This window comes from Pseudomonas sp. 34 E 7 (assembly GCF_900005715.1).
In the GTDB taxonomy this organism is placed as follows: domain Bacteria; phylum Pseudomonadota; class Gammaproteobacteria; order Pseudomonadales; family Pseudomonadaceae; genus Aquipseudomonas; species Aquipseudomonas orientalis_A.
Window position 1 is genome coordinate 1 of record NZ_CVTX01000085.1, and the last position, 20,714, is coordinate 20,714.

The window sequence follows — 20,714 nt, forward strand, 5'->3', positions numbered from 1 at the left end:
CTACTACCGCGACATTCCCCGGCGCAATGATGACAACCGGCATTGGGAGGCGGGCGGCCCTGGCTCGCGGCCCGGCCCGCGTCCGGATGACCATCGCTGGCCAGGTCGCCCCGACGGTCATGGCAATGGCTGGGGCCCGGGCCCGCAATATCGCCCCGGTTACGTTGTCGACCGCTTCCCCGACCGCAACTACCGCGTGCCGTATCGCGGCCAGGACTACTTCTTTTCCGGTGGCTACTGGTACCGCCCGCAGGGGCCGCGCTACGTCGTAGTGGCGCCGCCCTATGGTATCCGCGTGCATTACTTGCCGGATTACGCGCGTGAAGTGTGGGTAGGGGGCTCGCTGCTGTTCCTTGCTGCCGGCGCCTACTACGCCTACGAACAGAGCACCCAACAATACGTGGTGGTGCAACCGCCGGCGCAAGTGCCGTCGCCCCCGCCGGCACCGCAAGGCAACGGCTATGATGTGGTTGCCTACCCTGCCAACGGCCAGTCACCGGCCCAGGTGCAGCAGGACGGTTACGACTGTTATCGCTGGGCGGCGCAGCAAAGTGGTTTCGATCCGCAGGCGGCTACCTACGCCCCCGACCCGGCGGTGGTGCAAACCTACCGCCAGGCCCAGGGCAACTGCCTGAGCAGTCGCGGCTATCAGGTGCAGTACTAGGTTTTATTGCCGGTGACCACTTCCCGCGGGTCGGCGTGCACCAGCACTTCGGCGCGCGGGTATTGTTTGTGAATGGCATCGGCGGCCTGGTCGCTGATGCTGTGGGCCACCGACAAGGTCAATTCCCCCGGCAACTCCAGGTGCAACTGCACAAACCAGTGGCTGCCCGAAATGCGTGTACGCAAGTCGTGGGCGCCCAGTACCCCGGGTACGCTACGGGCCAGTTCAAGCATGTGCTGGCTGACGTCCGGCGGTAACTCTTCATCCATCAACACGGCAAAGCTTTCCCGGGCAATCTGGATCGCACTCCACAGGATGTAGGCGGCGATGCCCAGGCCGAACCAGGCGTCCACCTGATTAAAGCCAAAACCGGCGAGCACCAAGGCCACCAGGATGCTGCCGTTGAGCATCAGGTCGGAGCGATAATGCAGCGAGTCGGCGCGCACCGCGTTGGAGCCGGTTTCGCGAATCACCCGATGTTGCAGCATCAACAACGCCACGGTCAGCACCAGTGAGAACACGATCACGCCGATGCTCAGCCAGGGCGCGCCCACCGGTTCCGGATGCTGCAGGCGTTGATAGGCCTGCAAGGCGATCAACACCGCGCTGCCACCGATAAACAGTGCCTGGGCCATCCCCGACAGCGACTCCGCCTTGCCGTGACCGTAACGGTGGTCATCATCGGCGGGGCGCAGGGCGTAGTGCACCGCCAGCAGATTGAGCAGCGAGGTGACGCCATCGAGCAGCGAATCGGTCAACCCGGCGAGCATGGCCACCGAGCCACTGAACCACCAGGCGATGGCCTTGGTGACAATCAGCACACAGGCCACGCCCACCGAGGCGCGGGTGGCCAGGCGCAGAAGCCTGGCGTGTTCGGGACTGCTGGTCATGGGCTGTCCTTATGCGGCGGGCTGCAGGCCCAGGGACGCCAATTGGTGCACGCTGCCTTTGAACTGGATCAGGCGCGGGTCGTCCAGCGGCAAGGTGCGGCCGGTTTCCGTCTGGATGATGCTTTGCAGCTTGGCGTTATCGACCTTGCCGTCGGCGCCGATGGCTTCGTGCAGTTTTTCCGGCGCGACTTGGGCGGTCTTGCCCGGTTCGAAATAGATCGCGCCCGTGGCGAAGTCGACGCCGAACGCGATCAGGCCGGGGATCACGTAGAACAGCAAGCCGACCGCATCGAGCACGGCGATCGCCGGGTCGATCTTGCCGTTGATCTGACCGCGCCGGTCGGGGTAGAAAATCGAACCGCAGGCGGTGAGTTGGCTCAGCAGGGTGACGGCCAAGACACCGCCGATGACACGGGAAGCGATACGCATGAAAAAGTCTCCTGAATATATTAAGGGTGACTATAAGCCAGATGTGCCAGACGCCGATGCTCCCACACTCGATTGCATAGGTGTTTTTGAGACCCGCGTCAGCCTCCGGCCGTTCGCCGTTATACTCGCCGCTCTGCTTTGGAGCCAGTATGAATTCGTTGCCGATTGATGATGTTTTACCCGCCCTGCGTGACGCCTTGGCGATTCGCCACGAAGCCGTGCTGGAAGCGCCCCCCGGCGCCGGTAAAACCACCCGCGTGCCCCTGGCATTATTGAACGAGCCCTGGCTCGCCGGGCAAACCATCCTGATGCTCGAACCCCGGCGCCTGGCTGCGCGGGCCGCCGCCGAGCGGCTGGCCAGCGAGCTGGGTGAAAAGGTCGGTGAGACCGTTGGCTACCGCATCCGCCTCGACAGCAAAGTCGGCCCCAACACGCGTATCGAAGTGGTCACCGAAGGCATTCTCACCCGTCGCCTGCAGGACGACCCGGCGCTGGACGGCGTGGGCCTGTTGATCTTCGACGAATTTCACGAGCGCAGCCTCGACGCCGACCTGGCGCTGGCCCTGAGCCTCAACGGCCGCGAGCTGTTTCGTGACGAGCAGCCGCTGAAAATCCTGCTGATGTCCGCCACCCTCGAAGGCGAGCGCCTCGCCAGCCTCCTGGATGACGCACCGATCCTGCGCAGCGAAGGGCGCATGTTCCCGGTGCAGATGCGCTGGGGCCGGCCCTACCAGTCCGGGGAATTTATCGAGCCACGGGTGGTGCAGACTATTCTCGAAGCCCTGCATGACGAGACCGGCAGCGTCTTGGTGTTTTTGCCGGGGCAGGCAGAGATTCGCCGGGTCAACCAGCAACTGGCCGACGCCCTGGGGGATCGCCCTGATGTGTTGCTATGCCCCCTGCATGGCGAGTTGGACCTCAACGCCCAGCGCGCCGCCATCGACCCGGCGCCGGCCGGCAAGCGCAAAGTGGTGCTGGCCACCAACATCGCCGAGACCAGCCTGACCATCAACGGCGTGCGCGTGGTGATCGATGCAGGGCTGGCGCGGGTGCCGCGTTTCGACCCGGGCAGCGGCATGACCCGCCTCGACACCCAGCGCATCTCTCGCGCCAGCGCCACCCAGCGCGCCGGTCGGGCAGGGCGGTTGGAGCCAGGCGTGTGTTATCGGTTGTGGTCCGAAGACCAGCATGACGGTCTGGCCGCGTATGGCAGCGCGGAAATACTCGCCGCCGACCTGACCGGGCTGGCCTTGCAACTGGCCCGTTGGGGCGTGACGCCCAGCCAGTTGGTGTGGCTGGATGTGCCGCCCGCCGCCGCGTATGCCCAGGCCCAGGAGCTGCTGCAACGCCTCGGCGCATTAAGCGAAGAAACCCTCACCGCCCATGGCCAGAAGATGGCCGAGTTGCCCGCCCACCCGCGTATCGCCCATCTGTTGTTGCGCGGGCAGGACCTCGGGCTGGCGGCGATGGCCTGCGACGTGGCGGCGCTGTTGGGCGAACGCGATATCTTGCGCGGTGGTGGTGCGGACTTGCACAGTCGCCTGGCGCTGATGTCCGGCGAAGAGCGTGCCCGTGGTACCCAGGGCGGGGTGCAACGGGCCAGGCAGTTGGCGCGCCAGTATCGCGGTTATTTACGAGGCAAGGCCAGCCAACCGGTGGCCGACCCCGACCACCCTCGCTGGCTCGGCGCCCTGCTGGCGCTGGCCTATCCGGACCGCGTCGCTCAACAGCGTCGCCCCGGGGGCGCCGAATACCGTTTGGCCAACGGCCGCGCGGCGCTGTTCGCCGAGGCCGACAGCCTGATGAAACAACCCTGGCTGGTGATTGCTGACCTGGGTAGCCGCCAGGGCCAGCGCGAAGAGCGCATCTACCTGGCGGCGGATTTTGATCCGGCGCTGTTGGACACAGTGCTGGCCGAGCAAGTGCGCAATGTCGACCAGCTGGATTGGGATGAACGCGAAGGCGTGCTGCGCGCCGAACGCCAGCGCAAGGTCGGTGAGCTGGTGCTCAGCCGAGAACCCCTGACCGGCCTCGACGAGTCCGCCCGCAGCCAGGCGCTGGTCAATCTGGTACGCCGCAAAGGCCTGGAGCTGCTGCCCTGGACCCCGGAACTGCGCCAATGGCAGGCCCGTGTGATGCTGCTGCGCCAACTGGACGCCGGCCACACCAGCGAATGGCCCGATATCAGCGACAAGGCCCTGCTCGCCAGCCTGGAGCACTGGCTGATGCCCTACCTGGGCAAAGTCTCGCGCCTGAGCCATTTTGCCAACCTGGATATTTCCAGCTACCTGCACAACCTGCTGCCCTGGCCACTGCCCCAGCGCCTGGATGAACTCGCGCCGCAGCATGTGAAAGTGCCGTCGGGCTCGTCGGTGCGCCTTGACTACAGCGAACAGCCGCCGATCCTGGCGGTGCGCTTGCAGGAGCTGTTCGGGCTGGCGGATACACCACGCATTGCCGGTGGGCGCCAAGTGGTCAAGCTGCACCTGCTGTCGCCGGCGCGGCGGCCGGTGCAGGTCACGCAGGACCTGGCCAACTTCTGGCGCAGTACCTATGCCGAGGTGAAGAAGGATTTAAAGGGGCGTTACCCCAAGCATTACTGGCCGGACGACCCCCTGGTGGCCGAAGCGACCGCCAGGATCAAACCCCGAAAGTAGCCACAATGGAAATCCCCTGTGGGGGGTAATGCCGTTCAGTTAAGGCATTTTGTAGGAGCGAGCTTGCTCGCGAAAAACTCACAGGCGCCGCGTTCATTCAGGAAGCACGCGTTATCGTTGACGCTTTTCGCGAGCAAGCTCGCTCCTACAGAGCACGATATACGCTTAACTGAACGGCATTACCTGTGGGAGGGGGCTTGCCCCCTCCCACATTTTATTGCGCGGCAGGCAGCAGGAAGCGGGCGATGACCGGCAAATGGTTGGAGATGCGCAAGGTGTCTTCCTGCCTGACCTTGGCCTCGACCCGCTTGATCCGCGCGCTGTAGAACAGGTAGTCGAGCGTCCGATCCGGCCCCTCAAGGCTTGGGTCATTGGGAAAGTGCGTCAGCCATTTCTTGCGGTCGATGCCGCTGGATTCACTGTTGCTCGGGATCATCGGGTATTTGTCCCACAACAGGTGCAACTCACTGTCCGGCGAATACTGGCCGCGTTTTTGCGCATCCAGGCGCAGGAATTGGCCCAGCGGCAGCAGATTGAAATCCCCGCCGATCAACCAGGGTGTGCCACGGCCTTCGAGTTTATCCAGTAACTTCACGGTGGCCTCCACTTGTTCCTGCACCGCACTGCGCCCAGGCATGCCGCCGTCAAGGCGCGTGTTGAGCACCGCCAGTTGCCCACCGTCGCTCAGCGGCAGGTACGTCAGCAACAAAGCGGGCTTGGGCTGGAACTGGCGGCTGATGAAGTTGGCATCCGCCGTGGGCAGTTGCAGACGCTCGGCGTGTTCGATCTGGTAGCGGCTGAGGGTGGCCAGCTTGCGCCCGACGCTGCCGAAGATGGGCAGGCTGGGCACAAAGTCGGCTTTCCAGTCGAATGCCTGGGTGCTGCACGGGTAGAGGTCGACCAGCCGCTCCTGCAACAGCGCGAGTTGATCCTGGTAGTGGGAGGGCTTGGCGCCTTCGTCGATTTCCTGCAACAGCAGGATGTCGGGCTGTTCGTCGCGGATCACCCGCGCCACTTCGTCAAGGCTGAAGGCCATGTCCTCAACCGTGGGCCGTTCGTCCGGGCCGCTGCCGTCGGGGGTGTCGTACCAGAACACGTAGTTCTTGCCGGCCAGGTACTGCACGTTCCAGGTCATCACCTTGAGCGCCTGCCCCGGCAGCAGGGTCGGCGCACGCGGCGCCACGCAACTGACCGGCAGGGTCTCCTTGTCGGCCGGGCGCCAGGTCAGGCTGTAGATCAGTGCCGCCAACAGGCCTGCAATCAGTAGCAGGCTCAACACGGTGATGCGCAATAAACGGGTCATCGGCTCGGCTTATGTGCGGTTCAGAAGAGGCACGGAGCATATCACCGCGCGTCGGCGTCGCCACCGATCAACATGAATAAACGGAACAGCACCACACTGGTAAACAGTTGCAGGAAACTGTGGGCGCTGTCCATCAGCAGCCCCAGCAGCGGCGCGGGTTCGGGATACGCCGCCACGCTGGCGCCCTTGAGCAGCCACAGCGGCGTCATTACGCACAGCAGGCACACCAGGATGCGCCAGAAATGCCCACGGGTCAGGCGCAGGCTTTCCTTCATCGCTTCGAGCGCCGACATGCCGCGCAATACCAGCAAGTACTCGGCAAACGCCAGCACCACCATCAGCCACAGGCCCGGCAGGAAGTACAGCGACAGCCCGAGCAGAATCAGCAGTGTGCTCATGGCGGTCAACAGGGCGAAGCGCGGCCACATGGCCAGGGCCAGGGCCCACACATCCCGGGTACGTGGCGATTCACCGCGGGTGCGGGCGTCGAGGAACAGGATCAGAGCGCCGGTGTACAGCGGATACACCAGTAACCCCACCACCACGCTGTAACCGCTGAAGGCCTCCGGGCCCAGCATGTGGTCGAGCACCTGTTGCAACAGGGCTTCGAGGATCACCAGCGGCAGGCACAACTGGACGATGGCGCCCAGGTTGCGCAGGGTAAAGCGAAAGGAGTCGCGCAGCACGTCTAACGGATTCATCAGAGTCATCACAGGCCGAAAAGCAGGGACACACTTTAACCGATAGCCGGCCTGGGCAAGCAAACGTAAACCTTGAGTAAAGACCATTGAAACAATTGGTAACAGCCCCATAACTAGGACGTACCTTGCCTGATGTCAGGCGGGACCCTGATTTTTACCGGCAATCTAACGAGGTCGCCATGAACAGCGAAGAACAAACCCTGATCGATGGACTGTTTTCACGGTTGCAGCAAGCCGAGACGGACTCAGCCCCCCGCGACGCCCAGGCCGAAGCGCGGATCAAGGAACACATGACTCGCCAACCGGCCGCCGGCTACTACATGACCCAGTCGCTCCTGGTGCAGGAACACGCGCTGCAAAGCCTGGATGCGCAGAACAAGCAGCAGGCCCAGCAGATCCAGCAACTGCAGGAAGAATTGCAGCGCGCCAAATCCGCGCAACCGGCCCCGGCCAGCGGCGGTGGTGGTGGCTTCCTGTCGAGCATCTTTGGCGGCGGTTCGCGCGAGGCGCAGCCTGCGCCGGGTAATTCGGGCGGCGGTTGGCGTGAACCGGCGCGGCCATCGTTCAACGCGCCGGCGCCGCAGCAGAATTATCAACAGCCGCCACAACCGGCCGCCGCCGCGCCAGCCGGCAGCGGATTCCTCGGTGGGGCCATGAAGACCGCGGCCGGCGTGGCCGGTGGTGTATTGCTCGCTGAGGGCATCAGCAGCCTGTTTCATCACAACCAGCAGCCGCAGGTGGTGGAAGAGATCATCGAACAACCGGCGCCGGCCAGTGATCAAGGTGGCTGGGGCAACGATGACCAGAAGTTCGCCGGGAATGACAGCTGGGGCAGCAACAACGCGGACAGCGTCGCCGACAGCGATTATGTCGACGATTCCTCCGCCTTTGGCGACGACGATTCCTTCGTCTGACCCACCAGGGCCGGGGCGCCAACGCGCTCCGGTCTGATTTTTTCCCGGAAACACTCCCTTGGCTGGCATACTGGCAACCTTTCCGGGCGCTGGCGCCTGGCGGTCATTGAGGAAGTGCGGTGAAGAAAATTGCAGTGTTCGCCGATGTGCAAAACCTCTATTACACCGTTCGCCAGGCCTACGGCTGCCACTTCAACTACGCTGCGCTGTGGGCTGATATCAGCGCCCATGGGCAGATCGTCGAGGCCTACGCCTACGCCATCGACCGTGGCGACAGCAAACAGCAGCAGTTCCAGCAGATCCTGCGCAACCTGGGCTTTACGGTAAAACTCAAGCCTTACATCCAGCGCAGCGACGGTTCGGCCAAGGGCGACTGGGACGTGGGCATCACCCTCGACATCATGGATGCCGCCGACCATGTCGACGAAGTGGTGCTGGCCTCCGGCGACGGGGATTTCGACATGCTGCTCGAGCGCATCATTCACAAGCATGGCGTGCAAGCGGTGGCCTACGGCGTGCCGGGGCTGACGGCCAACTCGCTGATACGCGCCGCCAGCCGCTACGTACCGATCGAAGGCGCGTTGCTGCTCAAATAAGCGCGGCGGCTTAATACATTGTTGAACGGAGTTGGAACAGGTTTGGAACGTATAGCGGTCATCGACTTTGAAACCACCGGCATCACCCCGAGCAGCCACTGCCGGGCCACGGAAATTGGTGTGGTCATCCTTGAGCGCGGGCACATTGTCGACCGCTACCAGAGCCTGATGAATGCCGGCGTGCGCGTGCCCGGTTTCATCGAACAACTCACCGGCATCAGCAACGCCATGCTGCGCAACGCGCCACCGGCCGAGCGGGTGATGAATGAGGTCAATGAGTTCGTCGGCACCACGCCGCTGATGGCGCACAACGCCGCGTTCGACCAGAAGTTCTGGGACTTTGAACTGGGCCTGATCCGCCGCACCCGCCTGCAGAAATTTGCCTGCTCCCTGCTGCTGGCCCGCCGCCTCATGCCGGCGGCGCCCAATCACAAGCTCGGCACCCTCAACAGCTACGCCCAATTGCCCCACACCGGCCAGGCTCACCGGGCGCTGGCGGATGCCGAGATGGCCGCCAACCTGACGGCGCACCTGGCGCGGGAACTGCGCCAGACCCACGGCCTGCGCGAACTGTCCCACGACTTGCTGTGCACCTTGCAGAAAGTGCCGGCCGCGAAGATCAATGAGCACCTGAAGAAACATCGCGGGTTCTGAGGCCCGGTGCTGATCGTCCCCACGCTCCGCGTGGGAATGCATCTGGTGACGCTCCGCGTCACGACTTTAAGAGCGGACGCAGAGCGTCCAGGGCGGCATTCCCACGCAGAGCGTGGGAACGATCAAATGGGGTTGGGGGCTCCCGATAGCGGTGGGTCAGCTACAGATAAGCTGGCTGGTACACCGCAATCGGGGGCAAGCCCCCTCCCACATTGGGTGATGCGTTGCCTATCGAGTCTGCGTGCATTCCAACGCCTGATCCACTACTCCCTTCGCCATCTCCACCAAATGCATCACCGCCCGCTGCGGCGCCTTCATCACCTCACCCGACGCGTGGGCCGTCTCCACCGCGCAATGCAGCAAATCCGCCGCATGGGCCAGGGCGTCTTCGAAGCTCAGGTTGTCATTCAGGATAAAAATGGGCGCGTCCGGGGCGGATGCCTTGAGGTAGTAGTCGATGGCACGACGGTGGAGCAGGGCGTCTTCGCTGAGGAAATCGGGTTTGGACTTGGGTGGGTCGGGGGTGACTTTGACCATGGTGAAACTCCTCTTGTTAAGCAGGAGCTGCGTCTATTCGCTTGCACGCAAATAGGGTGGCAGCGGTACGCGAGTGTGCAAGACCGGGACAAAAGGCAAACCCAGCAGATCCGAGGATCTCCCGCGCACAGCTGCCATAACAAATCAGCGCCATGTCGTAATAACTGGGCGTTGACTGTGTGAGGCATCTGAAAAGCTTTTGTTTAGTCGGACTTGCACGTCCGGTCACCGAACATTCGATGACAGGGCGAGACTAGCCACCGAATCCGACGGAAACAAGGCCGTGGGATTCTCTCGGAAACGTCCCGCAAATGAAAGGGATCGGTCTTGCTGGCCACTGAAATGCACGTGTTTTGAGGTCACTTGCATGTGAGCCCTGAATGATCGGTAGGCCAAATCCGGCTGTGACCTAGGACCTTTCTGATTTTCCTCTTCACTCATGTAGGGCGTCCCCCCCATAGCGAAAAGGTTATCCAGCTATTCGTCGATATCATCGGTTTTATCGACCGAAGCCAGATGACGGAGCACACCGACTTCATCCATGACGACCATCAGGCAGACAGTCGATCTGATCGTTGAGCGCTCAACGCCGCGATGATGTCAGGGAATAAACGCCATCACCGAGGCCGGTGACCCCGAGCCACCTTCAAGCGCCAATATCCCGATGACCAGCGTTGCCCCAGTGACCGGTAGCCGGTCGAGCTGGGTCAGGCACTCCAGCACAATCCCGTTTTCGGCCAGTACCGCGTGATTGATGGCGAACGCGCTGCTTTGCCCATAATCCACGCCGTGGGTATCAATGCCCACGCCGGCAATCCGGCGATGCTCCAGCAAAAAGCCAATGGCGGCCTCGCCAATCCCTGGAAAGTGCGAGCCTTGCGCATCGTGGCCGAAAAAGGCGGTCGGGTCGTTCCAGAGGTGTTGCCACCCGGTGTACACCAGCACCACCGAACCCGCATCGATAGGGCCGTGTTGGTGTTCCCAGGCGTGGATATCCTGCGGGCTGACTTGGTAATCCGGATCGGCCGCGGCTTTACCGCGCACATCGATCACCACCGCCGGCCGCACCAGCGCTTCTGCCGAGTAACCCTCAATCCCCATCCCATCGGCATAAAAGCTGTTCGGCGCATTCATATGGGTGGCGCTGTGTTCGCCCATGCTGAAGCGGCGCAGGTAATAGCCGTCGCGCTCCAATGACGCAACGTCTTCGAACGCCACTGGCGGGTCGCCCGGCCACAGCGGGATGCTCGGGTTGATTGGATGGCTGAGACTGATGACCCGCTCAAATTGCAGTTGTTTAACCGCCATGTTTGCCATTCCCTTCCAATTGCCCCAGCGGCACCCGCCGCTCTATGGCGCTGGACAAAATAATCGACGTCTTGCTGAACCCGAACTTCGCCACTCGATTAATCAGGTCTTCCAGCTCCGGCATGGTGCCCACTGCTGCTTGCATGATCACGCACGGATCACCGGTGACCCGATGGCATTCGGTCAGCTCGGGAATTTGCGCCAGGGCGTCGTAAACTTTTTGGCTGCCGTGATTGGTCAGCCGCAATTCAATCACGCATTGAATCGGCAGGCCGACTTTGGACAAGTCGACCTTGGCCTGGTAACCGGTAATCACCCCGCTGGCCTCCAGCTTGGCCACGCGCTCGGCCACGGCGGGGGCGGAGAGGTTCACCGTGCGGGCCAGTTGGGCGTAGGAAGCGCGGCCGTCTTCGAGCAGGGCGCTGAGGAGCATGCGGTCGTATTTGTCCATGATAAGGCTCCGGTTGCGCGTGGCTTTCGAAAGCACGGGTTATAGCCTTCATAACCATGCTTTGAAAAGTGTATGGGCGCTTTAAACAGGTTTTGTAACTTATGTTTATGCGCCTTCGTTTCTAGAATAAGCCTCCCAACTCCTGCCATAGAGCCGCCCCATGCCTGGCCCACGTCGTTTTCCCTTGCCGTTGATCGCCGCCTTTTTTGCGTTGTATGTGATCTGGGGTTCCACTTACCTGGTGATTCGCATCGGCGTGGAGTATTGGCCACCGCTGCTGCTGGCGGGGATTCGGTTTTGCACCGCGGGCGCGTTGATGTACGCCTACCTGCGGTGGCGCGGGGTGCCGGCGCCGACGTGGCCGCAGTGGAAGGCGGCCGGAATGATCGGCATTTTGCTGCTCACCGTAGGCAATGGCGGCGTCAGCGTGGCGGAACATATGGGCGTGTCGTCCGGTGTAGCCGCATTGGCGGTGGCGACCGTGCCGTTGTTCACCCTGCTGTGTGGTTTTTTCTGGGGCGCGCGTAATACGCGGCTGGAATGGGCCGGGGTGATTCTGGGGATCATCGGCATTGCGATGCTCAACATGGGCAGCACCCTGCAATCGAGCCCACTGGGGGCGGTGTTGCTGTTGATGGCGGCGGCTTCCTGGGCCTTCGGCTCGGTGTGGAGTCGCCACTTGCCGCTGCCCCAGGGCGCCATGGCCAGTGCCGCGGAAATGCTGGTGGCCGGCGTGGCGCTGCTGATCGTCAGCACGCTGTCCGGCGAGCACCTGCAGGCCATGCCGCCGCTGGAAGGCTGGCTGGCCCTGGCCTACTTGACGGTGTTTGGTTCGATCATCGCGTTCAACGCCTACATGTACCTGCTCAAGCACGTGCGCCCGGCGGCGGCGACCAGCTATGCCTATGTGAACCCGGCGGTGGCGGTGTTGCTGGGGATTGTGTTCGTCGGCGAGAGCATCGGTGTGGAAGAGGCCCTGGCAATGCTGGTGATCATCAGCGCCGTGCTGTTGATCAGCCTGCCCCAATGGCGCAAGCCGAAACCGGAAATAAGGTAAACTGCCGCGCATTACGCCCTTGCGCTGAATTTTTCCTACGGTAAACACATGACTTTCGCCACCCTTGGCCTGATCGAACCCTTGCTGCGCGCCCTTGAGACGCTTGGCTACCAGACCCCGACGCCGGTGCAGGCGCAAGCCATTCCGGCGGTGCTGGCCGGTCGCGACCTGATGGCCGCCGCCCAGACCGGCACCGGCAAGACCGCCGGCTTTGCCTTGCCGCTGCTGCAACTGCTGACGATGGAAGGGCCGAAAGTCGCCGCCAACTCGGCGCGTGCGCTGATCCTGTGCCCCACTCGCGAGCTGGCCGAGCAGGTTCACGCCAGCGTCGCCGAATACGCCCAGCACCTGCCGCTGACCACGTATGCGGTGTACGGCGGCGTGAGCATCAACCCGCAGATGATGAAGCTGCGCAAGGGTGTCGACATCCTGGTCGCCACCCCTGGCCGCCTGATCGACCTGTTCCGCCAGAACGCGCTGAAACTCAATCAGCTGCAAACCCTGGTGCTGGATGAAGCCGACCGCATGCTCGACCTGGGCTTCTCCGAAGAGCTGGCGAACATCTACCGCATGCTGCCGAAGAAACGCCAGACCCTGCTGTTCTCCGCCACGTTCTCCGATGACATCCGCCTGCTCGCCGGGCAGATGCTCAATGACCCGCTGAGTATCGAAGTCAGCCCGCGCAACGTCGCCGCCAACACCGTGCAGCAGTGGGTGGTGCCGGTGGATAAAAAGCGCAAGCCGGAACTGTTCGTGCACCTGATGCGCAAGGGCCGCTGGAAGCAGGTGCTGGTATTCGCCAAGACGCGTAACGGCGTGGACGCGCTGGTGGACAAGTTGCAGGGCCTGGGCATCAATGCCGACGGCATCCATGGCGACAAACCCCAGGCGACCCGCCAACGCGCACTGGACCGCTTCAAGGCCAGCGAAGTGCAGATCCTGGTGGCCACCGACGTGGCGGCCCGAGGCCTGGACATCGAAGACCTGCCGCTGGTGGTCAACTTCGACCTGCCGATCGTCGCCGAAGACTACATCCACCGTATCGGCCGTACCGGCCGTGCGGGCAACACCGGCGAGGCGATTTCGCTGGTGTGTGCCGATGAAGTGAACATGCTCTCGGCGATCGAGATGCTTACGCGCCAGACCCTGACCCGCAAGATGGAGCCGGATTTCGTACCCGAGCACCGCGTGCCGGATACCGATGCCAGTGGGCAGGTGGTGAAGAAGCCGAAAAAGCCGAAGAAGCCCAAGACATCGGGCGGCGGCGGTAAGCGCAATTTGGGTAAATGGGTGGACAGTGGTGACGCGGCGCCGGTCGAACCGTCGATCAAGCCGGTGCGCAAGGTGCCGGTGTTTAATACCGGGCCGCGTAAGAAGAAGTGATTTTGCGGTGGGGCTGATGGCCTCATCGGGGGCAAGCCCCCTCCCACATGTTTGAATTGTGAATACCGTCAAGTGTGGGAGGGGGCTTGCCCCCGATGGCGGCCTTGAATCCGCCAAACCTCTCAGCGCCTAAGCCATTCCAACAGCCCAAGCCCAGCCGCCCTGCCACTGGCAAAACACCCCGTCAGCAGATACCCCCCGGTCGGCGCCTCCCAATCCAGCATTTCCCCCGCACAAAACACCCCAGGCAATTGCTTGAGCATCAATCGCTCATCCAGCGCTTCAAACGGCACACCCCCTGCGGTGCTGATGGCTTCGTCGATGGGCCGCGTCTTGACCAATGTCAGCGGCAACGCCTTGATCTCTACCGCCAACTGCGCCGGATCATTGAAATGTTCAGCCGGCGCCAGCTCGCGCAACAGCGCCGCCTTGACCCCATCCAACCCCAACTGACTGTGCAAATGCTTGCTCATCGAGCGCGAACCACGCGGCTTTGCCAGCGCAGCCTGCACCTTGTCCAGCGGCTTGCTCGGCAGCAGATCGATATGCAAAGTGGCGGCGCCGTCACGGTTGATCGCTTCTCGAATCGGCGCCGACAGCGCATAGATCAGGCTGCCTTCGATACCAGTGGCCGTCACCACGCATTCGCCCAGGCGGGGCTTATCGTCCCCCAGTCCAATGGCGACGTTTTTCAACGGCGCTCCGGCGAATTTGCTGACCATCAACTCGCTCCAGGCGGACACTTCGAACCCGCAGTTGCTCGGTTGCAGGCGCACGTAAGGCACGCCTTGGCCTTCCAGCAAATTCAGCCAGGCCCCATCGGAGCCCAGGCGGGACCAACTGCCGCCACCCAGGGCCAGCAGCACGGCATCGCTGTGGACAACTTTTTCGCCTTCGGGGCTGTGGATAAGCAGCTCACCCTCGGCATTCCAGCCCACCCAGCGATGTCGGGTGTGGATAACCACGCCTTGTTCGCGCAGGCGCTTGAGCCAGGCACGCAGCAGCGGCGCGGCTTTCATGTCCGTAGGAAACACACGGCCGGAGGTGCCGACAAAGGTTTGAATGCCCAGGCCGTGAATCCACTCGCATAACGCCTCGGCCCCGAAGCTGCGCAGCAACGGTGCCATGTGCGGCGCGCGTTCGGCATAGCGCGCAAGGAACGCCGGGTAGGCTTCGGAGTGGGTGATGTTCATGCCGCCCACGCCGGCCAACAGGAACTTGCGCCCCACCGACGGCATGCCGTCGTACAGCGCCACCCGCACCCCCGCCTGGCTCAAGACTTCGGCGGCCATCAGCCCGGCAGGGCCGCCGCCGATAATGGAGACAGAGGGGGGAGAAGACTGAGGCATGGGCAAGACTACGGTGGTGTGAATAGGCCGAGCATTCTACCCGACGACGGCACGGCTGCCTGATCAAAAAATGTACAGTTTCCTACACGCCATACGGTTACTTGCTTGCAGGCCGTTACGCTCAAGTTATCCACAGGTGGTTCCACAGGCATTGTGGGTAACGCCCACACTTCAATGACAACCTGATGACGTCCACACCCGCTGCGCACTGTGATGCAGGATGCCGTGGCGGCGGGCCAGGGCAGGGCGGTCCTTGCTGTAGCCGCCACCGATCACGCCCATCACTGGAATATCGCGGCCCAGGCAGTGACGCATCACGCTTTCATCGCGCGCGGCAACGCCGGCATCTGTCAGCTTGAGGTAACCGAGGGCGTCGTCCTTGTGTACGTCCACACCCGCGTCGTACAGCACCAGGTCCGGCTGGTACAGCGGCAGCAGGTAATTGAGCGCGTCATCGACCACCTTGAGATAGTCGTCGTCGCCCATGCCCATCGGCAACGGAATGTCCCAGTCGCTCTGGGCCTTGCGCGCCGGAAAGTTCTTTTCGCAGTGCAGCGATACGGTGATGGCGTCCGGCGTGTCATGCAGGATACGCGCGGTGCCGTCGCCCTGGTGCACGTCGCAATCGAAGATCAGCACCCGATTGACCCGGCCGCCGGCCAGCAGGTAATGGCTGATCACCGCCAGGTCATTGAAGATGCAAAAGCCCGCCGGATAATCGTAATGGGCGTGATGGGTGCCGCCGGCGAGATGGCAGGCCAGGCCGTGTTCCAGCGCCTGCTCCGCCGCCAGGATCGAGCCGCCCACCGCGCGTACGGTGCGGCGCGCCAGGGCCTCGCTCCACGGCAGGCCGAGGCGCCGTTGGTCCTCGCGAGACAACTCGCCGCTCATATAGCGTTCGATATACCCGGTGTCATGGGCCAGGCCCAGAATCTCCCCCGGGCACAGTTGCGGGCGCAGCAACTGGCTGTCCTCGGTCAGGCCGCTGTCCACTAGGTGGTCGCGCAACAGGCGAAACTTGTCCATGGGGAACCGGTGGTCCGCCGGGAACTCGGGGCTGTAATCATCGTGGTAGATCAATGGCAAAGGCATGGGATTTTCTGACGGGAATCTGCGTCGGATCTTACCAGCGCTGTACACTCACGCACATGGCAAGGGAGGGGGAACCATGGAGCCGATACTGGAATTGGAAAGTGCACGCCTGGTCATGCGCCCATGGCGTGACAGCGACCTGCAGGCGTTCGCGCAGATGTGCAACGACCCGCAGGTGATGCGCTATTTCCCGGCCAGGTTGAGCCACCTGGAAAGCGCCGCACTGATTGGGCGGATTCGCGGCCATTTTGCCGAATATGGTTTTGGCTTCTGGGCTTTGCAGCGCAAGGACACCGGCGAATTCATCGGCCTGACCGGGCTGCAGAACGTCAGTTTTGAAGCGGGCTTCACCCCGGCGGTGGAAATCGGCTGGCGCCTGGCCCGCGAACATTGGGGCCTGGGTTACGCCAGCGAGGCGGCATGGACCGCATTGCGTTGTGGTTTTGATCGCCTGAGCCTGGATGAAATCGTCGCCTTCACCACTGAAGCCAATTTGCCTTCACAAAAAGTCATGCAGGCCATCGGTATGCATTACGATCCGCAGGCAGATTTTCAACACCCCAAAGTCGCAGCCGATGACCCGCTGCGCCCACATGTTTTGTACCGCATCACCCGCGCCCAATGGTTGGACACGCTGCACGGGTAGGCGCGAGCTTGCTCGCGAAGAACGCAAGTGCGCCGTGGAGTATCAGGAACCCCGCGTCACCATTGACGACCTTCGCGAGCAAGCTCGCTCCTACAGGTGAAGGTAGATGCTGTTTTGCTCTGAGGAGAGTGTGAATGAGCCAAGTATTGGAAGATCTGGTGGACTTGCTGACCCTGGAGCCGATCGAGGAAAACCTCTTTCGCGGCCGCAGCCAGGACCTGGGTTTTCGCCAACTGTTCGGTGGCCAAGTGCTCGGCCAGTCGCTGTCGGCGGCCAGCCAGACGGTAGAAGAAGCGCGTCACGTCCATTCCCTGCACGGGTATTTCCTGCGCCCGGGAGATGCGGCATTGCCGGTGGTGTATTCGGTGGACCGCGTGCGCGATGGCGGCAGTTTCAGTACGCGCCGCGTCACCGCGATTCAGAAGGGCCATCCGATTTTCACCTGCACGACCTCGTTCCAGTACGACGAAGAAGGTTTTGAGCACCAGACCACCATGCCCGTAGTGGTCGGCCCGGAGAACCTGCCCTCGGAGCTGGAACTGACTCAGCAGCGCGCGCATCTGATCCCCGAGCACATGCGTGACAAGCTGCTGTGCCCCAAGCCCATCGAAGTGCGCCCGGTCACCGAAAAAGACCCGTTCAACCCGCAGCCGTCCGACCCGGTCAAGTACGTGTGGTTTCGCGCCGACGGCGCCCTGGCCGATGCGCCGGCATTGCATAAATACCTGCTGGCCTACGCTTCGGACTTCGGCCTGCTGACCATCTCGCTGCTGCCCCATGGCAAGACCGTGTGGCAGAAAGACATGCAGGTCGCCAGCCTCGACCACGCGCTGTGGTTTCACGCCGACCTGCGCGCCGATGACTGGTTGCTGTACGCCATGGACAGCCCCTGGGCCGGCAACTCCCGTGGGTTTTCCCGCGGCAGCGTGTACAACCGCGCCGGGCAACTGGTGGCCTCGGTGACCCAGGAAGGCTTGATTCGCCATCGCAAGGACTGGGCATGAGCCTGGCCGACGTCCGGCATTGGGTGTTCGACATGGATGGCACCCTCACGGTGGCGGTGCATGATTTCGCGGCCATCCGGGTGGCCCTGGAGATTCCCGCCGAAGACGACATCCTTACTCACCTTGCCGCATTGCCGGCGGATATCGCGGCGGCCAAACATGCCTGGCTGCTGGAGCACGAGCGCGAGCTGGCGCTGGGCTCGGTGGCGGCGCAAGGTGCGGTTGAACTGGTGCGCGAGCTGGCCGCACGCGGTTATCGCCTGGGGATTCTGACGCGCAATGCCCAGGAGCTGGCGCATATCACCCTGGAGGCGATCGGCCTGGCGGACTGCTTTGCCATTGAGGATGTGCTGGGGCGTGAGGACGCGCCGCCCAAGCCTGACCCGGGTGGCTTGTTGAAACTGGCGGCGGCCTGGAGCGTGGCCCCCGGCGAGATGGTGATGGTGGGGGATTATCGTTTTGACCTGGACTGTGGCCGGGCAGCGGGCACCAGGACCGTGTTGGTGAACCTGCCGGAGAACCCGTGGCCTGAGTTGGCGGATTGGCATGCCGAGGACTGTTCGGTATTGCGCCGAATGATCCAGCCCAGGCAATAGCGATCAACTGTGGGAGGGGGCTTGCCCCCGATAGCGGTCTTTCAGCTAAACAGGTGCTGGCTGACCCACCGCCATCGGGGGCAAGCCCCCTCCCACATGTTTGATCCGGTTTCTTCAGTTATTGTGGGAACAACACTTTCTGTCCGCGTCGTTATTGCGCCAAATGATCCAGCCCAGGCAATAGCGATCAACTGTGGGAGGGTGCTTGCCCCCGATAGCGGTCTGTCAGCTAAGCATGTGCTGGCTGACCCACCGCCATCGGGGGCAAGCCCCCTCCCACATGTTTGATCCGGTTTCTTCAGTTATTGTGGGGACAACACTTTCTGTCCGCGTCGTTATTGCGCCAAATGATCCAGCCCAGGCAATAGCGATCAACTGTGGGAGGGGGCAAGCCCCCTCCCATATGTTTGATCCGGTTTCTTCAGTTATTGTGGGAACAACACTTTCTGTCCCCGTCGTTATTGCGCCAGATGATCCAGTCCAGGCAATAGCGATCAACTGTGGGAGGGGGCTTGCCCCCGATAGCGGTCTTTCAGCTAAGCATGTGCTGGCTGACCCACCGCCATCGGGGGCAAGCCCCCTCCCACATGTTGATCCGGGTTCCTCAGTGATTATTGTGGAAACAACACCTTTTGCCCCTGCGGCGAGGTAAACATCTTGTCCCCGTCATGCCCAACCCCCGGCACCTCCACCAGCCTGTGACCCAGCTGCGGATGTCGCTGCTTGAGGTAGTCAACGTAGTTGTGCCCGCGAATCAGCCGATACGCGCCCTGGGTTTCGGCTTCGCAGCTTTTATCCAGCGCAGGATGGTTGGGGTCGGTGTCCTGCTGGCCCAGCAGATAGGTGATGTCGCGCGACACGTAGGCTTGCTCCAGTTGCTGTGCGCCTTGGTTACCGACGTAATTCGGCAGGTTTTGCATGCCATATTTCCAGTCGTTGAAACCTGGGCAACTGGCCGCGTCGAACGGCACCGGCCGCTGTGGGCTGAAGTAGGCGTAGGACGAGGGGTTGGCGACCACGTACCGCAGGCTGATGCCTTCGGTTTGCAGCAAGGGGTGATCGTGGCCGGTGAGGGCGAAGCGTTGTACCACTTGGCCACCACCTGAATGCCCGGCGATGACGATTTCTTTCAGCGCCGGGAACAGCGTGCGGTTGCCCAGGTGCTTGATGATCTGGTCGAGGGCGGCGTAGGAACTGATATGGCCGGGGCCCGTCGAGGGGTCGCCGGCCATCCAGTCGTTACCCTTCCACTGCAATACCTGATCGCCCAGGTGGTTACGCTTCACATCCGACTGATTGAGAAGCTGCGGTGCGATCACCAGCGTATTGTCGCCAACCCCGGCATGCTTGGCGGCGTCGATGCCGCTTTGCAGGTAGGTCTGCGCATTGCGCAGGCGGCCATGCACGATGATCAGCGCACGCGTGACCTTGGGCAACGGCTGGCGCCAATCCTGGCTCAAGCCGAGGCTGAGGTCGCCGGCTTCCAGATGAAAACGATCGGGGCTGACCACCTTGACGCCGTGTTCGGCCGCGAGGGTGCAACAGGACACCAACACACCCAGCAGCAACCCCAATCGTTTATTCATTTAGAGACTCTTGGCATTAAAGGTATCGCACTGGGCAATCTGCCCCTGGGCGAAGCCGGTCTTGAACCAGCGTACGCGCTGGGCCGAAGTACCGTGGGTAAACGAGTCCGGCATCACGCGCCCCTGACCCTGTTGCTGCAGGCGGTCATCGCCGATGGCATTGGCGGCGTTCAGGGCTTCTTCGATATCGCCGGGCTCCAGCCAGTTCAGGCGTTTTTGTGCGCGGTTGGCCCACACGCCGGCAAAGCAGTCGGCCTGCAGTTCCTGGCGTACCAGCAGGCCACCGTCGCCTTGCATGGGGCGACCTTGCTCGCGCGCAGCCTGGATCTTCGACGAGATACCGAGCAGCGTTTGCACGTGATGCCCGACTTCGTGGGCAATCACATACGCTTGGGCGAAATCGCCGGCGGCCTGGAAGCGTTGCGACATTTCCCGGAAGAAATCCAGGTCCAGGTACACCTGCTGATCCGCCGGGCAATAGAACGGGCCGCTGGCCGAGGTGGCGCCACCGCAGGCGGAGTTCACGCGGCCACGGAACAGGATCAGTTTCGGGTTCTTGTAGGCCAGGCCGTTTTCCTGGAATACCTGGCCCCAGGTGTCTTCGGTATCGCCCAGCACGGCGCGCACGAAGTCGGCCTGCTCATCGTTGGCCGGCGGCGCCTGGCGCGACTGTGGCTGCGTGCTGACCGACGGCGCCTGCTCCATCTGGCCGGTTAACTGGCCGAGGATCTGCATCGGGTCCTGGCCGGTGAGCCAGCCGATGCCGACGATCAGCACGATAGCGGTCAGGCTCAGGCCCTTGCCGCCACCGAAGCGCATACCACCGCCACCGCCGCCGCTGTCATCGCGGGCATCGACCACGTTGTCGCTGCGTCGGCCTTTTTTCCATAGCATGGG

Annotated in this window: 22 protein-coding genes and 1 pseudogene; 12 read left to right on the forward strand and 11 right to left on the reverse strand. The window is 62.7% G+C overall.

Features of this window, described 5'->3' with window-relative positions; all coding sequences use genetic code 11:
- Nucleotides 1-664, forward strand: a 664-nt coding sequence (locus BFP96_RS05705) for a DUF6515 family protein (protein WP_371914763.1), incomplete at its 5' end; no start/stop codon positions are given.
- Here the strand turns inward: BFP96_RS05705 and BFP96_RS05710 are convergent.
- Both BFP96_RS05710 and BFP96_RS05715 read right to left on the reverse strand, forming a co-directional pair.
- Nucleotides 661-1,554 (reverse strand): cation diffusion facilitator family transporter, encoded by an 894-nt coding sequence (locus BFP96_RS05710; protein ID WP_065935804.1) that lies wholly within the window; start codon nt 1,552-1,554, stop codon nt 661-663. The genes BFP96_RS05705 and BFP96_RS05710 overlap by 4 nt on opposite strands.
- A gap of 9 nt (nt 1,555-1,563) precedes the next feature.
- The gene (locus BFP96_RS05715) at nt 1,564-1,983 is read right to left on the reverse strand and encodes a polyribonucleotide nucleotidyltransferase (RefSeq protein WP_065886871.1); all 420 of its coding nucleotides are present in this window, start codon (nt 1,981-1,983) and stop codon (nt 1,564-1,566) included.
- On the opposite strand from BFP96_RS05715, the gene BFP96_RS30810 reads away from it, so the two are divergent.
- Together BFP96_RS30810 and hrpB are read left to right on the forward strand one after the other, a co-directional pair.
- A complete protein-coding gene (locus BFP96_RS30810) occupies nt 1,982-2,152 on the forward strand; it encodes a hypothetical protein (RefSeq protein ID WP_163001658.1) in 171 nt (56 codons plus the stop codon). The genes BFP96_RS05715 and BFP96_RS30810 overlap by 2 nt on opposite strands.
- Nucleotides 2,133-4,640: an ATP-dependent helicase HrpB gene (gene hrpB / locus BFP96_RS05720; RefSeq protein ID WP_065935805.1), complete on the forward strand. Its 2,508-nt coding sequence runs from the start codon at nt 2,133-2,135 to the stop codon at nt 4,638-4,640. Before BFP96_RS30810 ends, hrpB begins: the two co-directional genes overlap by 20 nt.
- A 214-nt stretch (nt 4,641-4,854) precedes the next feature.
- Here the strand turns inward: hrpB and BFP96_RS05725 are convergent, their stop codons facing one another.
- On the reverse strand, nt 4,855-5,943 hold the full coding sequence (locus tag BFP96_RS05725; protein ID WP_065895192.1) for an endonuclease/exonuclease/phosphatase family protein: 1,089 nt from the start codon (nt 5,941-5,943) through the stop codon (nt 4,855-4,857).
- A 41-nt stretch (nt 5,944-5,984) separates the two neighbouring features.
- Nucleotides 5,985-6,644: a YciC family protein gene (locus tag BFP96_RS05730; protein WP_065886874.1), complete on the reverse strand. Its 660-nt coding sequence runs from the start codon at nt 6,642-6,644 to the stop codon at nt 5,985-5,987.
- A 179-nt stretch (nt 6,645-6,823) separates the two neighbouring features.
- On the opposite strand from BFP96_RS05730, the gene BFP96_RS05735 reads away from it, so the two are divergent.
- The 3 genes from BFP96_RS05735 to BFP96_RS05745 all read left to right on the forward strand — a co-directional run bounded on the left by BFP96_RS05735 (nt 6,824) and on the right by BFP96_RS05745 (nt 8,808).
- Nucleotides 6,824-7,558, forward strand: a complete 735-nt coding sequence (locus BFP96_RS05735) for a DUF2076 domain-containing protein (protein WP_065895193.1) — start codon at nt 6,824-6,826, stop codon at nt 7,556-7,558.
- 119 nt (nt 7,559-7,677) lie between these two features.
- The gene (locus BFP96_RS05740; protein WP_057724933.1) at nt 7,678-8,154 is read left to right on the forward strand and encodes a LabA-like NYN domain-containing protein; all 477 of its coding nucleotides are present in this window, start codon (nt 7,678-7,680) and stop codon (nt 8,152-8,154) included.
- A 42-nt stretch (nt 8,155-8,196) separates the two neighbouring features.
- Nucleotides 8,197-8,808, forward strand: coding sequence for a 3'-5' exonuclease (locus BFP96_RS05745; RefSeq protein ID WP_057724934.1), 612 nt, complete (start codon nt 8,197-8,199; stop codon nt 8,806-8,808).
- 228 nt (nt 8,809-9,036) lie between these two features.
- On the opposite strand, the gene BFP96_RS05750 is transcribed toward BFP96_RS05745, so the two are convergent.
- Nucleotides 9,037-9,345 (reverse strand): DUF6124 family protein, encoded by a 309-nt coding sequence (locus BFP96_RS05750; RefSeq protein ID WP_065935806.1) that lies wholly within the window; start codon nt 9,343-9,345, stop codon nt 9,037-9,039.
- A 423-nt stretch (nt 9,346-9,768) separates the two neighbouring features.
- On the opposite strand from BFP96_RS05750, the pseudogene BFP96_RS31710 reads away from it, so the two are divergent.
- A pseudogene (locus BFP96_RS31710) lies at nt 9,769-9,891 on the forward strand (acyl carrier protein); the annotation flags it as partial.
- A 54-nt stretch (nt 9,892-9,945) separates the two neighbouring features.
- On the opposite strand, the gene BFP96_RS05755 reads toward BFP96_RS31710, so the two are convergent.
- Together BFP96_RS05755 and BFP96_RS05760 are read right to left on the reverse strand one after the other, a co-directional pair.
- A complete protein-coding gene (locus tag BFP96_RS05755) occupies nt 9,946-10,653 on the reverse strand; it encodes a cyclase family protein (RefSeq protein ID WP_256548795.1) in 708 nt (235 codons plus the stop codon).
- Nucleotides 10,643-11,104 (reverse strand): Lrp/AsnC family transcriptional regulator, encoded by a 462-nt coding sequence (locus BFP96_RS05760; protein ID WP_065886880.1) that lies wholly within the window; start codon nt 11,102-11,104, stop codon nt 10,643-10,645. The genes BFP96_RS05755 and BFP96_RS05760 overlap by 11 nt, the downstream gene beginning before the upstream one ends.
- Nucleotides 11,105-11,264: 160 nt before the next feature.
- On the opposite strand from BFP96_RS05760, the gene yedA reads away from it, so the two are divergent.
- Nucleotides 11,265-12,161, forward strand: coding sequence for a drug/metabolite exporter YedA (gene yedA, locus BFP96_RS05765; RefSeq protein WP_065886881.1), 897 nt, complete (start codon nt 11,265-11,267; stop codon nt 12,159-12,161).
- A gap of 48 nt (nt 12,162-12,209) precedes the next feature.
- Nucleotides 12,210-13,544: a DEAD/DEAH box helicase gene (locus BFP96_RS05770; protein WP_065935808.1), complete on the forward strand. Its 1,335-nt coding sequence runs from the start codon at nt 12,210-12,212 to the stop codon at nt 13,542-13,544.
- Between the two features lie 122 nt (nt 13,545-13,666).
- On the opposite strand, the gene BFP96_RS05775 is transcribed toward BFP96_RS05770, so the two are convergent.
- Nucleotides 13,667-14,893, reverse strand: coding sequence for a TIGR03862 family flavoprotein (locus tag BFP96_RS05775; protein ID WP_065935809.1), 1,227 nt, complete (start codon nt 14,891-14,893; stop codon nt 13,667-13,669).
- A gap of 171 nt (nt 14,894-15,064) precedes the next feature.
- Entirely contained in the window at nt 15,065-15,985 is a 921-nt protein-coding gene (locus BFP96_RS05780) for a histone deacetylase family protein (RefSeq protein WP_065895198.1), read from the reverse strand.
- Between the two features lie 76 nt (nt 15,986-16,061).
- On the opposite strand from BFP96_RS05780, the gene BFP96_RS05785 reads away from it, so the two are divergent.
- From BFP96_RS05785 to BFP96_RS05795, 3 genes are all read left to right on the forward strand, one after another.
- A complete protein-coding gene (locus tag BFP96_RS05785) occupies nt 16,062-16,631 on the forward strand; it encodes a GNAT family N-acetyltransferase (protein WP_065886885.1) in 570 nt (189 codons plus the stop codon).
- 134 nt (nt 16,632-16,765) lie between these two features.
- Entirely contained in the window at nt 16,766-17,635 is an 870-nt protein-coding gene (tesB, locus tag BFP96_RS05790) for an acyl-CoA thioesterase II (protein WP_065935810.1), read from the forward strand.
- Nucleotides 17,632-18,231, forward strand: a complete 600-nt coding sequence (locus BFP96_RS05795; RefSeq protein ID WP_065935811.1) for an HAD family hydrolase — start codon at nt 17,632-17,634, stop codon at nt 18,229-18,231. The genes tesB and BFP96_RS05795 overlap by 4 nt, the downstream gene beginning before the upstream one ends.
- Nucleotides 18,232-18,842: 611 nt before the next feature.
- On the opposite strand, the gene BFP96_RS05800 is transcribed toward BFP96_RS05795, so the two are convergent.
- Both BFP96_RS05800 and BFP96_RS05805 read right to left on the reverse strand, forming a co-directional pair.
- Nucleotides 18,843-19,817 carry an alpha/beta hydrolase gene (locus BFP96_RS05800; RefSeq protein WP_065895201.1) on the reverse strand — a complete coding sequence of 325 codons (975 nt, stop codon included), beginning with the start codon at nt 19,815-19,817 and terminating at the stop codon, nt 18,843-18,845.
- Entirely contained in the window at nt 19,818-20,711 is an 894-nt protein-coding gene (locus BFP96_RS05805; protein ID WP_065886889.1) for a KPN_02809 family neutral zinc metallopeptidase, read from the reverse strand.
- Between the last annotated feature and the right edge of the window lie 3 nt (nt 20,712-20,714).

Coding starts and splice junctions, on each gene's coding strand:
- BFP96_RS05735 (WP_065895193.1), top strand. CDS start 6,824: ATGAACAGCGAAGAACAAACCCTGATCGATGGACTGTTTTCACGGTTG.
- BFP96_RS05805 (WP_065886889.1), bottom strand. CDS start 20,711: ATGCTATGGAAAAAAGGCCGACGCAGCGACAACGTGGTCGATGCCCGC.
- BFP96_RS05725 (WP_065895192.1), bottom strand. CDS start 5,943: ATGACCCGTTTATTGCGCATCACCGTGTTGAGCCTGCTACTGATTGCA.
- BFP96_RS05750 (WP_065935806.1), bottom strand. CDS start 9,345: ATGGTCAAAGTCACCCCCGACCCACCCAAGTCCAAACCCGATTTCCTC.
- yedA (WP_065886881.1), top strand. CDS start 11,265: ATGCCTGGCCCACGTCGTTTTCCCTTGCCGTTGATCGCCGCCTTTTTT.
- BFP96_RS05785 (WP_065886885.1), top strand. CDS start 16,062: ATGGAGCCGATACTGGAATTGGAAAGTGCACGCCTGGTCATGCGCCCA.
- BFP96_RS05800 (WP_065895201.1), bottom strand. CDS start 19,817: ATGAATAAACGATTGGGGTTGCTGCTGGGTGTGTTGGTGTCCTGTTGC.
- BFP96_RS05755 (WP_256548795.1), bottom strand. CDS start 10,653: ATGGCGGTTAAACAACTGCAATTTGAGCGGGTCATCAGTCTCAGCCAT.
- BFP96_RS05780 (WP_065895198.1), bottom strand. CDS start 15,985: ATGCCTTTGCCATTGATCTACCACGATGATTACAGCCCCGAGTTCCCG.
- BFP96_RS05730 (WP_065886874.1), bottom strand. CDS start 6,644: ATGAATCCGTTAGACGTGCTGCGCGACTCCTTTCGCTTTACCCTGCGC.
- hrpB (WP_065935805.1), top strand. CDS start 2,133: ATGAATTCGTTGCCGATTGATGATGTTTTACCCGCCCTGCGTGACGCC.
- BFP96_RS05760 (WP_065886880.1), bottom strand. CDS start 11,104: ATGGACAAATACGACCGCATGCTCCTCAGCGCCCTGCTCGAAGACGGC.
- BFP96_RS05715 (WP_065886871.1), bottom strand. CDS start 1,983: ATGCGTATCGCTTCCCGTGTCATCGGCGGTGTCTTGGCCGTCACCCTG.
- tesB (WP_065935810.1), top strand. CDS start 16,766: ATGAGCCAAGTATTGGAAGATCTGGTGGACTTGCTGACCCTGGAGCCG.
- BFP96_RS05795 (WP_065935811.1), top strand. CDS start 17,632: ATGAGCCTGGCCGACGTCCGGCATTGGGTGTTCGACATGGATGGCACC.
- BFP96_RS05775 (WP_065935809.1), bottom strand. CDS start 14,893: ATGCCTCAGTCTTCTCCCCCCTCTGTCTCCATTATCGGCGGCGGCCCT.
- BFP96_RS05710 (WP_065935804.1), bottom strand. CDS start 1,554: ATGACCAGCAGTCCCGAACACGCCAGGCTTCTGCGCCTGGCCACCCGC.
- BFP96_RS05770 (WP_065935808.1), top strand. CDS start 12,210: ATGACTTTCGCCACCCTTGGCCTGATCGAACCCTTGCTGCGCGCCCTT.
- BFP96_RS30810 (WP_163001658.1), top strand. CDS start 1,982: ATGAAAAAGTCTCCTGAATATATTAAGGGTGACTATAAGCCAGATGTG.